Annotated in this window: 13 protein-coding genes, 2 tRNA genes and 1 other RNA gene; 14 read left to right on the forward strand and 2 right to left on the reverse strand. The window is 40.7% G+C overall.

Annotation, left to right across the window (positions count from 1 at the left end; all coding sequences use genetic code 11):
• Nucleotides 1–8: 8 nt before the first annotated feature.
• Entirely contained in the window at nt 9–746 is a 738-nt protein-coding gene (gene pgeF / locus GO593_RS10395; RefSeq protein ID WP_000397519.1) for a peptidoglycan editing factor PgeF, read from the forward strand.
• A 220-nt stretch (nt 747–966) separates the two neighbouring features.
• Entirely contained in the window at nt 967–1518 is a 552-nt protein-coding gene (locus GO593_RS10400; protein WP_000056378.1) for a flavodoxin family protein, read from the forward strand.
• A 41-nt stretch (nt 1519–1559) separates the two neighbouring features.
• On the opposite strand, the gene smpB is transcribed toward GO593_RS10400, so the two are convergent.
• Nucleotides 1560–2036, reverse strand: a complete 477-nt coding sequence (gene smpB / locus GO593_RS10405) for an SsrA-binding protein SmpB (protein ID WP_001029798.1) — start codon at nt 2034–2036, stop codon at nt 1560–1562.
• A gap of 135 nt (nt 2037–2171) precedes the next feature.
• Here smpB and coaD point away from each other — a divergent pair, with 135 nt between their 5' ends.
• From coaD to GO593_RS10430, 5 genes are all read left to right on the forward strand, one after another.
• Nucleotides 2172–2663, forward strand: a complete 492-nt coding sequence (coaD, locus tag GO593_RS10410; RefSeq protein WP_000047853.1) for a pantetheine-phosphate adenylyltransferase — start codon at nt 2172–2174, stop codon at nt 2661–2663.
• 1 nt (nt 2664) lies between these two features.
• Nucleotides 2665–2928 carry a YfhL family 4Fe-4S dicluster ferredoxin gene (locus GO593_RS10415; protein ID WP_001979799.1) on the forward strand — a complete coding sequence of 88 codons (264 nt, stop codon included), beginning with the start codon at nt 2665–2667 and terminating at the stop codon, nt 2926–2928.
• Between the two features lie 27 nt (nt 2929–2955).
• An RNA gene (gene rnpB, locus GO593_RS10420) (RNase P RNA component class A) lies at nt 2956–3310 on the forward strand.
• Between the two features lie 64 nt (nt 3311–3374).
• Nucleotides 3375–3451, forward strand: a tRNA-Met gene (locus GO593_RS10425).
• Between the two features lie 149 nt (nt 3452–3600).
• The gene (locus GO593_RS10430) at nt 3601–4785 is read left to right on the forward strand and encodes a porin (RefSeq protein WP_000830706.1); all 1185 of its coding nucleotides are present in this window, start codon (nt 3601–3603) and stop codon (nt 4783–4785) included.
• A gap of 52 nt (nt 4786–4837) precedes the next feature.
• Here the strand turns inward: GO593_RS10430 and GO593_RS10435 are convergent, their stop codons facing one another.
• Nucleotides 4838–5818 carry a LysR family transcriptional regulator gene (locus GO593_RS10435; protein WP_001061609.1) on the reverse strand — a complete coding sequence of 327 codons (981 nt, stop codon included), beginning with the start codon at nt 5816–5818 and terminating at the stop codon, nt 4838–4840.
• A gap of 103 nt (nt 5819–5921) precedes the next feature.
• Here GO593_RS10435 and GO593_RS10440 point away from each other — a divergent pair, with 103 nt between their 5' ends.
• From GO593_RS10440 to GO593_RS10470, 7 genes are all read left to right on the forward strand, one after another.
• Nucleotides 5922–7034, forward strand: coding sequence for a tartrate dehydrogenase (locus tag GO593_RS10440; protein WP_001129656.1), 1113 nt, complete (start codon nt 5922–5924; stop codon nt 7032–7034).
• A gap of 20 nt (nt 7035–7054) precedes the next feature.
• Nucleotides 7055–8707, forward strand: a complete 1653-nt coding sequence (locus tag GO593_RS10445; RefSeq protein WP_001984224.1) for a BCCT family carnitine transporter — start codon at nt 7055–7057, stop codon at nt 8705–8707.
• An 11-nt stretch (nt 8708–8718) separates the two neighbouring features.
• Nucleotides 8719–9693 (forward strand): alpha/beta hydrolase, encoded by a 975-nt coding sequence (locus GO593_RS10450; RefSeq protein WP_000214715.1) that lies wholly within the window; start codon nt 8719–8721, stop codon nt 9691–9693.
• Nucleotides 9694–9735: 42 nt separating this feature from the next.
• Nucleotides 9736–10851 carry a carnitine monooxygenase subunit alpha gene (gene cntA, locus GO593_RS10455; RefSeq protein ID WP_001277086.1) on the forward strand — a complete coding sequence of 372 codons (1116 nt, stop codon included), beginning with the start codon at nt 9736–9738 and terminating at the stop codon, nt 10849–10851.
• Nucleotides 10852–10915: 64 nt separating this feature from the next.
• On the forward strand, nt 10916–12367 hold the full coding sequence (locus tag GO593_RS10460) for an NAD-dependent succinate-semialdehyde dehydrogenase (RefSeq protein WP_000096957.1): 1452 nt from the start codon (nt 10916–10918) through the stop codon (nt 12365–12367).
• Between the two features lie 47 nt (nt 12368–12414).
• A complete protein-coding gene (gene cntB, locus GO593_RS10465; RefSeq protein ID WP_000146428.1) occupies nt 12415–13371 on the forward strand; it encodes a carnitine monooxygenase, reductase subunit CntB in 957 nt (318 codons plus the stop codon).
• Between the two features lie 157 nt (nt 13372–13528).
• Nucleotides 13529–13605: transfer RNA gene (locus GO593_RS10470), tRNA-Met, on the forward strand.
• Nucleotides 13606–13618: the final 13 nt, after the last annotated feature.

Raw genomic sequence — 13618 nt, forward strand, 5'->3', positions numbered from 1 at the left:
ACTGGTATATGGAATTTGTTCAAGGTTTACCTCAAGGCGTATTCGTAGGGCAGACACGAGTTCATCACCCTTTGGCATTACCAGCAGAGCAAACAGAGCTAACAGGTTTTAATCTTGCTTTGCACGTTAAAGACGAAGCTCAGCGTGTCCAGCAGCATCGGATGATGCTGTTAGATGAATTTGCTCAGTTTGGGGTTAAAAAAATGACATGGATGACCCAAACACATAGCACGATTTGCCATACAGTAAATGAACAAATTCCCTTTACAGCTTTAATTGGCGACGGCTTGATTACGCAAACCAAAGGTCATGCGTTAATGATGATGACAGCCGATTGTTTACCAGTCGTGCTTGGTAATGCTGAAGGTACAGAAATTGTTAACTTACATGCAGGTTGGCGAGGTTTAGCGGGAGGTATTATTGAAAATACAGTCGCTGCAATGCAGAGTCCTCCAACATGGGCATGGTTGGGTGCAGCGATTAGTCAACCTTGCTTTGAAATTGGAGCAGAGGTAAAAACTGCTTTTTGTAGTAAATATCCTGAATTGGAAACTGCATTTATTGATGGGGCAGCTCCAAATAAATTTCATGCTGATTTGTATGCAATTGCTCGTTTTATCTTACAGAGCCTAGGAGTTGAAAAAGTTTTAGGGGGAGATCAGTGTTCATACCAACAGCAAGATGAATATTTTTCTTACCGCCGTGATGCTAAAACTGGCCGTATGGCAACTTTTGTTTTTATGTAGTTTTGAAAAATCATATTTCTTCTTAAGGATATGATTGTTGTAATAATACTCTCTTATGTTGTTTAAATTTCAAAATAGCATAAGAGAGTTTTTTATTTTGAATTTTCCATATTTATTCAAGAAATTAAGGCAAGTACTGAGATTTCATGTTTATAGAGGAAGGTTTAGCAAGTTTTAATAAAATGATAAAATAGAAAAAATCGCTCAAAATATTAAGCTTATGTCTTTGCCTGAAAAACATCTCTCTATTGTCTATCACAGTCCCTATGGTCACACTGCAAAGGTAGCGTCTGCTATCGCAAGTGGCGCCGAAGTGATGGGCGTCAAAGTACATGTGATGAATATTGAGCATATTGATTGGGATGTTTTAGATGCCTCACAGGGCATTATTTTTGGTTCCCCAACTTATATGGGAAGCGTAACTGCCGATTTTAAAAAGTTTATGGATAGTACATCTAAACGTTGGAAAAATCGTTTATGGCAGGGTAAGTTAGCAGCGGGTTTTGCAAATTCGGGCGGTTTAAGTGGTGATAAACTAGCGGTTCTGCAACAACTTAACATTTTTGCGATGCAGCACGGCATGTTGTGGTCAGGTTTACCTTTAATGACAACAGGCCATACTGAAACCGATTTAAACCGTTTATCGAGCTGTTTAGGGTTGATGACTCAATCAGATAATGCACCTGTTGAAATTACACCGCCGCAAGGTGATTTAGATACTGCTAAATGGTTTGGTGAATATATTGCTGGGCTTTTATATAGATTAAATTAGTGAAAAATAAAAAAGCCTCTATAAAGAGGCTTTTTAGTCTATTACTTATGAAATATACGTGCTTTATCACGTTGCCAGTCACGTTCTTTTTCAGTCGCACGTTTATCGTGAAGTTGTTTACCTTTCACGAGTGCAATTTCAAGCTTAACCAGATGACCTTTCCAGTAACATGCTAATGGAACGCACGAATAACCTTTTTGGTTCACCGCACCCATAAGCTTTTCAAGTTCACGACGAGATAATAATAATTTTCGTGTACGTGTAGCTTCCGGCACAATATGTGTAGATGCAGAAAGGAGTGGTTGAATCTGAGCACCAAATAAGAATGCTTCACCATTTTTAAAAATGACATAACTTTCTGTCAAACTCATACGACCGGCACGTAAAGATTTTACTTCCCAGCCTAGTAAAGACATGCCAGCTTCAAATTTTTCTTCGATAAAATAATCATGACGGGCACGTTTGTTTTGTGCGATGGTTCCGCCATTATGTTTCTTTACTACTGTTGCTTTCGCCATAATTCAAACTTCCACAATTGTCCCTATTGTGCCGTAAACTGATGCCAAGGTGAAGTTTTTTCCCACATATCAATATTTCGTCTCATGTATAACTTTTGCTAAAATAGGCGCACAATACAATTAGAGTACTAGCGGATGTCTAAAACGCGTGTAATTTATCCTGGAACATTTGACCCTATCACGAATGGGCACGTTGATTTAGTTACTAGAGCATCAAGAATGTTTGATGAAGTTGTAGTAGCGATTGCAATTGGACATCATAAAAACCCTTTGTTCAGCTTAGAAGAAAGAGTTGCACTAGCGCAATCATCATTAGGCCATCTATCAAATGTTGAGTTTGTAGGTTTTGATGGTTTGTTGGTTAACTTTTTTAAAGAACAAAAGGCCACAGCAGTACTTCGTGGTTTAAGAGCAGTTTCTGACTTTGAATATGAATTTCAACTGGCCAATATGAACCGTCAGCTTGATCCACATTTCGAGGCGGTGTTTTTAACACCTTCTGAACAGTATTCTTTTATTTCTTCGACATTAATTCGAGAAATTGCTCGTTTAAAAGGAGATGTAACCAAGTTTGTTCCGCAAGCTGTGGTTGAAGCTTTTGAACGTAAACATCAACAAGGTTGGTAACGTGTCGTTATATATCACTGATGAATGCATAAACTGCGATGTTTGTGAACCAGTTTGCCCTAATGAAGCGATCTTTATGGGCGAAGTGATTTATGAAATCAATCCGGATTTATGTACAGAGTGCGTTGGTCACCATGACCAGCCACAGTGCCAATTATTTTGTCCAGTAGACTGTATTCCAAAAGATCCGCAGCATGAGGAAACGGAAGAACAGTTACTCGACAAATATAAAAGATTAATTGCTCAAAAAAGCACAAGCAATTAGTCAATAAATTTGTTAATATGCGCCCTCGAAGTGAGCCGGATGGTCGCTGCTGTGGAGGTCTCCGTGACTGAAGCAGGAGAGGAAAGTCCGGGCTTCATAGGGCAGGGTGCCAGGTAACGCCTGGGCGGTGAAAGCCGACGGAAAGTGCAGCAGAGAGTAGACCGCCTCATTCGTGAGGTAAGGGTGAAAGGGTGCGGTAAGAGCGCACCGCGTGTCTGGTAACAGTTCACGGCATGGCAAACCCCACCAGAAGCAAGACCAAATAGGAATCCTAGGTGCGGCCCGTACTGGATTCGGGTAGGTCGCTTGAGCGTATGAGTGATTGTACGCCTAGAGGAATGACCATCCTCGACAGAACCCGGCTTATAGGCTCACTTCACCTCATTTTATTGAAAATTTTTCTTGACGCGCGGTTAAGAAGCTAAGATAATGCGCGCACAGTTTACGGCTATGTAGCTCAGTTGGTTAGAGCACCGCACTCATAATGCGGGGGTCACAAGTTCAAGTCTCGTCATAGCCACCATTTTACAGACCACGCTCCTGCGTGGTCTTTTTTTATGCTTGTTTTTTTGATTAAACACAGTTTGTAAAGACCGACTTCATACTTCTGGCATTGTTTGTCTAAGCCAATTTCTTCATGTTCTTATAACACTTAACAAGGATGTTGAAGACATGAAAAGGTCATTATTATTTTTAGGAATTCTAAGTTTAACTGCTGGAGCACAAGTCTCTGCAGCTGATTTGAGTTGGGGTGATCCAACTTTAGATTCAGGTCAATTTAAAGTATCTGGTGCAATACGTTCTCGCTATTTACATAAAGATTATGTGGTCGGGGCCAATGAAGGTTCCCAAAATGATGACTGGCGACTTACTGATATTAAATTAGTGTTGGGTTATGAAAATCCAAACTGGATTGCAGGAGCAGATGCTCGCTGTTATCAATATGATCGCTTGTGTGATGCGATTTTTCTAAAAAAAGCTTGGGTAGGGTATAAGTTATCTGACCAACAAAGAGTCACGGCAGGTTTGCAGCCTGTTGATTTTGGCTTTGGTGAATTTTGGGGAAGTAGTTATTACGAAACGCTTTTAAATACCGTTGGTTTAGAAGATATTGATAATCTGGGGATTAAATATAAATTTGCAGATGACAAATACAATTTAACCTTAGGATTCTATCCAACTGATGGAGGAAATTATAAGGGGACATCAAAAGACTCAAGCCGATATAGTGGTAATTTCGTTGAAGCTGATGATTTAACTACAGGAACCAATATTGAAGAAAAAAATATGTGGATTGCACGGGCCTCTAGAAAATTTGAGCTTGATAAAGCTCAAAAATTTTCGACCGAGTTAGGTGGTTCAGTTTGGTATTCAGATTTAGAAAATAAAAGAACAGACGAAGATGGACACCGCAAATCATGGAATGTATTTGCTCAAACGCAATATCAAGCATGGCAATGGATGTTCTTAGCAGGTAAGCAAGATGTCACTAATGGCGATAATTTATTGCCAAATAGCTCAACCATTGGAGCATTTGATTATCCGTATCAAGTTGCTAACAAAGGCAAATATCTGGTCAATGAAATTAACTATACCTTTGCTCAGCCATTCCACAAAATTGAAAATATTAAGCCCTATATCTCTCATAGCCGCTTTTTCAAAGATGAGGATGGATATAAAGACTCTGAGCGTTTAATTGCAGGCGTTTATTTTAATTACAAAGCCATTGGTATTCAGGGTGAATATATTATGAGTAAAAATGATCCAATGGTAGGTGGTGGGGCGAATGGCCTTGCACAAGGTAGCAGTAATGATTGGGATAAACTGTTTTATCTTTCAATTGGATATTATTTCTAAAAGTTAAAAGTAAACTATTGCCCTAAGTGAACAGGCCCACTTAGGGCTTTTTTTATAGAAAGACTTTTTCAGGCGGTGGTTCTCGTTTGACCGCTGGTGAAATGAGTTGACCACGGCTTAGGTTTTGCACATGCTGTAAACGATTGAGCAATTCATTTTGAATAAACAAAATACAGGTTTGCAGTTTGGAGGAGCTTTTGAGTCGTGATGGATAAACTGCCCAGACATCTGCATCTTGCCAGTACTCAGGCAAAATATGCTGAAGTTGGCCGGTAATCAATTCATCTGCAACATCCCAAATCGAACGGAAAATAATACCGTGACCTTCTATGGCAAGTTGATGAATAATTTCGCCGTTATTTGAAACAAAGCGGGGTTTGATATGCACTGAGACATCTTCGGAAGCATGCCTAAATTTCCATAAAACCGAGGATTGGTCGCGTTCACTAATTGTTAAACAGTCATGTGTTTGCAAATCTTCAATACTGTCAGGTACACCGTGTTTAAGTAAATAACTGGGTGACGCGCACAAAATACGAAAATTAGAAGCCAGCTTCTTCGCAATCATATTGGGTGCAATTTCATTACCAATTCTAATGTCTAAATCAATACTGTGTTGAATCAGGTCTTTGGTATTGTCGATGGTATCAAAATGAATCTGTAGTTTTGGATACAGCATCATTAATTTAGACAAAATTGGTGCGACATGTTTTCTGCCAAAACCAAAGCTACTAATAATATCCATACGACCCGTAGGCGTACTGAGCGGGTTATTGACCAGTTCACAAACTTCATCAAATTCTTCAAGAATATTTGAAACTCTCTCAAGAATGAGTTTGCCATCTTCTGTCAGGCTAACGTGACGTGTACTGCGATGAAAAAGTTTGCAGCTCAACGTGTTTTCTAGAATATTAATTCGCTTGCTAATAAAAGCTGGCGATGTCCCGAGTTCCTCAGCAGATTCGACAAAACTTTTTAGTTTGGCGACTGTGCAAAAAACCTTTAAATCCGATAGGTTAGGTAGATTATTCACGATCCGTGTCCATTGGAGTGATAGTTCTGTTGTTGATCATTTTTGCTTAAAACATCATGTTTAAGCCATACAAGGATATTAGTCGAAGGTGTGAAGGAAGCTTATGGCAAAAAGATATAAAGTTGCCACGATTGCAGGCGATGGCATTGGTTTAGAAGTTCTACCAGAAGGTATTAAGGTTGTAAAGGCAGCAGCAGAGAAGTACGGCATTGATCTTCAGTTAGATGCTTTCGATTGGGCAAGCTGTGATTACTACCTTGAGCACGGCAAAATGATGCCAGATGACTGGTTTGAAACTTTGCAGGGCTACGATGCAATTTATTTTGGCGCTGTAGGCTGGCCAGATAAAGTACCTGACCATATTTCGCTTTGGGGTTCGCTGCTCCAGTTCCGTCGTGGTTTTGACCAATATGTGAATTTACGTCCAGTGCGCTTAATGCCGGGTGTGAAATGTCCATTGGTAGGTAAAAAACCGGGCGATATCGACTTCTACGTGGTTCGTGAAAATAGTGAAGGTGAATACTCAGCGATTGGCGGTAAAGCTTTTGAAGGAACAGACCGCGAGTTTGTTTTACAAGAAGCCGTATTTACACGTCATGGCGTAGACCGAATTTTGCGTTATGCATTTGAGTTTGCAAATCAGCGAGATGCGAAAAAAATTACCGCAGCGACCAAGTCAAATGGTATTGCAGTGAGCATGCCGTACTGGGATGAGCGCGTTGATGCGATGGCAAAACAGTATCCACAAATTCAAGCTGATAAACAGCATGTTGATATTTTAGCGGCTCGTTTTGTTTTACAACCTGAACGTTTTGATGTGGTTGTGGCATCGAATTTATTTGGCGATATTCTTTCCGATTTAGGTCCTGCATGTACGGGAACCATTGGTTTAGCGGCATCGGCAAATTTAAACCCAGAAAGAAAATTTCCATCACTGTTTGAACCTGTCCATGGTTCAGCACCAGATATTTACGGTAAACAAATTGCCAACCCAATCGCTGCGATTTGGTCGGGTGCCATGATGTTCGAATTCTTTGGAGAAGAAGACGAGCGCTGTATCCAAGCGGGTCAAGATATTATGCAGGCGATTGAGAATGTATTAATTAATGGCCCAAAAACAGCCGATATCGGCGGTCAGGCAAAGACTTATGAGGTAGGAGATGCAATTGCATCATGTGTAGCCCAAACTAAAATGGACGTATTCGCTATGGAATAACGCCATCCAAAAATGGATGTATGGATATGGATAATCAAAACACAAAAATTTATACGGATAAATTTCTTGCCGTAACCAGCTTACTGTTTGTATTTATTTCAGTTGCTGGTTTGGCGATTTATTCGCAAGAATCGATAAAGATTGCTGCAACATGGATGCAGTGGACGACATCGGTATTTACAACCCCAGTATTACTGTTTGCTTTTTTAGCCATTATTTTTACTTTTGGTCTTGCCTTTAGTAAATACGGAAAAATTAAGCTTGGAGAAGGAAAACCTCAATACAGCACAATGTCATGGATTTTTATGTTCATCTTGTCGGGTATTGGGTCTTCTACATTGTACTGGGGCTTTTTGGACTGGGCCTACTATTATCAAACTCCGGGTTTGAGCTTACCGCCTGAGTCAGCAGAAGCATTGAAATATAGCGTGGCTTATTCATTTTTTCACTCAGGTTTAAGTGCATGGGCAATTTATGCTTTGGCATCAATTTCTTTGTGCTACAGCTATCATGTGAGAAAAAACAAGGGTTTAAGTTTAGCTTCAGTGATTGAGGCTGTGACAGGCTTTAAATCAACCGGCGTGGTTGGTCGTTTAGTCGACTTAATGTTCTTGCTTTGCATGTTCGGTGCATTGACGATTTCATTGGTACTCACTGCCGTGACATTTACCAATATTTTGTCTCAGCTCACAGGTATTCCAAATACCTTTATGACCAAGGTCATCATTATTTTGGCAGTTTCAGTCCTGTTCGCACTCAGTTCATATGTAGGTATGGACAAGGGCATGCAGCGTTTAAGCCATATGGTGTGCTTGGGTGTAGTGTTATTTGCAATTTATGTACTTTGCTTTGGTCCGACTCAATTCATTTTGAATAATTCATTAATGAGTTTCGGGTTAATGGCAACTAACTTTGTCGATATGAGCTTGTTTACCGATCCAATGGGTGACGGCAAGTTTACCCGTGAATGGACTGTTTTCTACTGGTTATGGTGGATTTCATATGCACCAGGTGTGGCACTCTTTGTAACGCGTGTTTCTAAAGGCCGTACTATTAAAGAAGTGATCTTTGCCATGGTCATTGGTGGCAGTGTCGGGCTTTGGTTCATCTTTGGTGTGTTTGAAAACTATAGTGTTTATAGCTTTATTCATGGAGCTGTAAATGTGCCACAAATCTTGAGCCAACAAGGTGGTGAGGTTGCGATTGGTCAATTGCTTAGCCTGTTACCTGCCGGAAAACTCATGATGTGGATTTTCCTCGGCATTATGGTGGTGTTCTTGGCAGCACACATGGATGCAGTAGGGTATGCGGTTTCGGCAACATGTACACGCGGTTTAAGTGAAGGGCAAGATCCATCGCCAAATGCACGTTTGTTCTGGTGTGTCATGCTGACTTTGGTTCCAATTGCCATGATCTTTAGTAAAGCACCATTAGACACCATGAAAACGGCAACTATTGTGACGGCTTTACCATTCATCGTGATTATTCTGATTCAGACTTATGGCTTAGTGAAATGGCTCATACAGGATTATGCCAAAGTCCCATCACATTTGATTGAGCAACAAGGTTATGATGATCAGGAAATTGGTTTAAACCAGACTCAAGATGAACATGCAAAACGGATGCAGCTTGAGCTTGCAAGCTCAATCAAACTGGATAGAAAAACCAGCTAGAGGGAACGGTAATGACGACATATGAACAGGCTACTTATGCCTTAAGTGAAGAAATGCAAAGCCTTTTGTATTGGAGCAGCATTTATTCACCAGCAGATGCAGATATTGACTCAGTCCGTGCGGCATATGATGCCATGTGCCGACACTACACTTTGCCACGTGATGACAAGTTAGATGTAGAAGATCGAGTGATTGCAAATGAAGAGCATCCTGTGCCTGTTCGTGTGTATTTACCAAAAACAAATCGACCTGAGTCTGGTTGGCCATGTGTGTTGTATCTACATGGTGGTGGTTGGATGGTAGGTGGACTCGATTCACATGAGTTTATTACCAGTTATTTGTGTAAGGACTTAAATGCGGTTGTTATTAGTGTGGATTACCGCTTGGCACCAGAGCATCGCTTTCCAGCAGCCTTTGAAGATTGTTTAGCAGTCTATCACTGGCTTAAACAACATGGTTCAGCTTGGCAAATCGATAGTGAAAATATCGTTCTAGCAGGCGATAGCGCGGGCGGTAATTTAGCAGCAGCCCTTGCAGTGGAACTACAACATAGTGGTTTACAAGCTCAAGGGCTGGCATTGGTTTATCCATGTTTAACGACAGCATTTGATACTGCATCCGCACAAAAGCACGCCCATGCGCCGTTGTTAACGACAGAAGATATGCATTTTTATTTAAAGGAATATGCTCCGGACTCACAAGATTGGCAGGATTTACGTCTAGCCCCTTTATTGGCGACGGACTTTTCAGATATGCCTACAAGTTTTGTAGCCGTTGCTGAATATGACCCTTTAAGTGATGACGGTTATTTCCTTACCCAAAAATTGGAACAAGCAGGTATCCCTAACGAGTTCCATTTAGGCAAAGGTTTATTACATGGCAGTTTACGTTTGATGCGTGACTGTCCGGAAGTTCAACATTTATATCAAAACATGCTAAGTGCAATACGTCGCATGTTGAGCAGTGCCGAAAAGACATCAATTTAATATCGAGTCATTTGGACGAAAAGAATTTAATGGAGTAAAAACATGAGTGCAGTTGAAAAATTACCTGAAGATTTTTGCGCAAACCCAGATGTTGCATGGACTTTCCCTAAAGTTTTCTATACTTCATCTCAAGTTTTTGAGCACGAGAAAGAGGCAATCTTTGCTAAAAGCTGGATTTGCGTTGCACATAGTAGTGAGTTGGCTCAGCCAAATGACTATATTACCCGTAAAGTGATTGGTGAAAATATTGTCATCATTCGTGGTAAAGATAGCGTTTTACGAGCTTTTTATAATGTATGTCCGCACCGAGGCCATGAACTTTTAAGTGGCAGTGGTAAAGCAAAAAACGTAATTACTTGCCCATATCATGCATGGACATTTAAGTTAGATGGAAGCTTGGCATTGGCACGTAACTGTGACCACGTTGAATCTTTCGATAAAGAAAACTCAAGCATGGTGCCTTTAAAAGTCGAAGAATATGCAGGTTTCTTATTTATTAATATGGATGAAAATGCGACTTGCGTAGAAGACCAGCTCCCGGGTTTTGCTGAACGTTTAAATCAAGCATGTGGTGTGATTAAAGATTTAAAATTGGCAGCACGCTTTGTGACAGAAACACCAGCAAACTGGAAAGTGATTGTTGATAACTATATGGAATGCTACCACTGTGGACCTGCACATCCAGGCTTTGCTGACTCTGTACAAGTCGATAAATACTGGCATACAACACATCAAAACTGGACACTGCAATATGGCTTTGCACGTTCATCTGAGAAGTCATTCAAACTTGATCCATCAGTAACAGATCCTGAGTTTCATGGTTTCTGGACTTGGCCTTGCACCATGTTCAACGTACCACCAGGCAGCAACTTCATGACAGTTATTTATGAATTCCCTGTTGATGCAGAAACAACTTTGCAGCATTACGATATTTACTTCACTAACGAAGAACTGACTCAAGATCAAAAAGATTTGATTGAGTGGTATCGCAATGTATTCCGTCCGGAAGATTTGAACTTGGTAGAAAGCGTACAACGTGGTTTGAAATCACGTGGTTATCGTGGTCAAGGCCGTATCATGACTGACAAGCAACGTTCTGGTATCAGTGAGCATGGTATTGCTTACTTCCAACATTTAGTGGCGCAGTACCATCAATAAAAACAAAGGGATTTATTCAGGTGTAAAGATGACTTACACCTGATTCTTTAGTTAGGAAGACGATATGTCGAGTTTACAAAGTACTGAACTATTTCAGCAACAAGCCTATATTAATGGGCAATGGCTAGCTGCACAGTCAAATGCCACGGTTCCGGTGAGTAACCCAGCTACAGGCGAAGAAATTGGCACAATTCCTAATATGGGAGCGGCAGAGGCAACCCAAGCAGTTGAAGCTGCCTATACGGCTTTACAAAGTTGGAAAGCTTTAACGGCACAAAACCGTGCTGATATCTTATTGGCTTGGCATAAACTGGTTCTCGATCATACCGATGAACTTGCTTTAATCATGACCATTGAGCAAGGCAAGCCTTTAGCAGAAGCAAAAGGCGAGGTTCGCTATGCTGCATCATTTATTCAATGGTTTGCCGAAGAAGGCAAGCGTATTTATGGTGATGTGATTCCAACCGTAAATAACCAGCAGCGCTTTATTATCAGTAAAGAACCTGTGGGTGTGGTGGCAGCGATTACGCCGTGGAATTTCCCAATTGCCATGATTACCCGTAAAGCAGCGCCAGCTCTAGCAGCGGGTTGTACGGTCGTGATTAAGCCAGCCAATGAAACACCTTACTGTGCATTAGCGATTGCAAAGCTTGCAGAAAAGGCAGGTATACCAGCTGGTGTGATTAATGTTGTTACTGGTAAATCTCAAGAAATTGGCTCGGTATTTACTTCACATGAAAAAGTGAAGAAGTTAACTTTTACTGGTTCAACGCCAGTGGGCCGTTTATTGATGCAGCAGTGTTCAAGCACCATTAAAAAATTGGCGCTTGAGTTGGGCGGAAATGCTCCTCTGATTGTGTTTGATGATGCCGATTTAGATAAAGCTGTACAAGGCGCGATTTTTGCCAAGTTTCGTAATGCAGGCCAGACCTGTGTTTGTGCTAACCGCATTTATGTACATGACAATATTTATCAAGCTTTTGCCGAGAAGTTTGTACAAGAAGTACAAAAGTTTAAAGTCGGTAATGGACTTGAAGATGGCGTACAAATTGGCCCATTAATTAATGAAAAAGCAGTTTTGAAAGCACAGCAGTTAATTGATGATGCAGTGAGCAAAGGCGCTAAGATTGCCTGTGGTGGTAAGCAGCATGCTTTAGGACAAACCTTTTATGAACCATCAGTTTTAACTAACGTTGACCGTACAATGGAAATTGTCCAAGAAGAAATTTTTGGTCCAGTTGCGCCGCTCATTCGCTTTACAGATGAAGCAGATGTGGTTGCTCAAGCAAATGACACTATCTTCGGTTTGGCAGCGTATGTTTATAGCGAAAATATTTCACGTTTATGGCGAGTGTCAGAACAGCTTGAATATGGAATGGTCGGTATGAATGCCACTGCAATTTCAAATGAAGTTGTACCATTTGGCGGTGTGAAACAATCAGGTGTTGGGCGTGAAGGCTCAAAATATGGTCTTGAAGAATTCATGACTATTAAATACATGTGTTTAGGGCTTTAAGGATAAGCCCTAACAACAAAAATATGCGGTAAAAGAAGGATTCTAATATGGCGAGTCATTATGAAATGTTCCCAGCGGTTGTTACTCGTGTGGAACAGCTAACCCCTTTAATCAAACGGTTTACGTTCAAACGTCAAGATGGGCAGAACTTTCCTCGATTTAGTGGGGGAAGCCATATTATTGTCAAAATGAATGAACAACTTTCCAATGCCTACTCATTGATGAGCTGTACGCAAGATTTATCAACTTACCAAGTCTGCGTTCGTAAGGATGTGGAAGGTAAGGGTGGATCAGTTTTCATGCATGATCAGTGCAATGAAGGCTGTGAAATCCAGATTTCAGAACCAAAAAATTTATTCCCGCTAGCTGAAACAGGCAATAAACATATCTTGATAGCTGGTGGTATTGGTATTACACCATTCTTACCTCAAATGGATGAGCTGGCAGCACGTGGAGCAGAGTATGAGCTGCACTATGCTTACCGTTCACCTGAACATGCAGCTTTACTTGATGAGCTAACACAGAAACATGCAGGGCATGTATTTAGTTACGTTGACTCAGAAGGCAGCATGCTTAATTTAGACGAATTAATTTCATCGCAACCAAAAGGCACGCATGTGTATGTATGTGGCCCAAAACCCATGATTGATGCTGTGATTGATTGTTGTAACAAGCACCGTTACCGCGATGAATACATTCATTGGGAACAATTTGCTTCAACAGTTCCTGAAGATGGTGAAGCATTTACGGTGGTACTTGCCAAATCTAATCAGGAAATTGAAGTACAAAGTAACCAGACTATTTTACAAGCCATCGAGACATTAAATATTGATGTGGAATGTCTATGCCGAGAAGGGGTTTGTGGAACATGTGAAACCGCTATCTTAGAAGGTGAAGCAGAGCATTTCGATCAATACTTAAGTGATGCCGAAAAAGCTTCACAAAAGAGTATGATGATTTGTGTATCACGAGCAAAAGGTAAAAAATTGGTATTAGATCTTTAATATATTTCTGTGGCCGATCAATTGCTTAAAGTAAGAATTTGCTAAAAAATGAACAAATAATGGTGATCTGAATCATATTTGTTCATTTGGTGGGCATAAAGAGTTTTGAAGTATTGACCTGCTATACAGAACTATAGATAATGCGCACACAGTTTACGGCTATGTAGCTCAGTTGGTTAGAGCACCGCACTCATAATGCGGGGGTCACAAGTTCAAGTCTCGTCATAGCCACCATTTTAAAAACCAC

The sequence above is a fragment of the Acinetobacter baumannii genome, from assembly GCF_009759685.1.
GTDB classification, from domain to species: Bacteria; Pseudomonadota; Gammaproteobacteria; order Pseudomonadales; family Moraxellaceae; genus Acinetobacter; species Acinetobacter baumannii.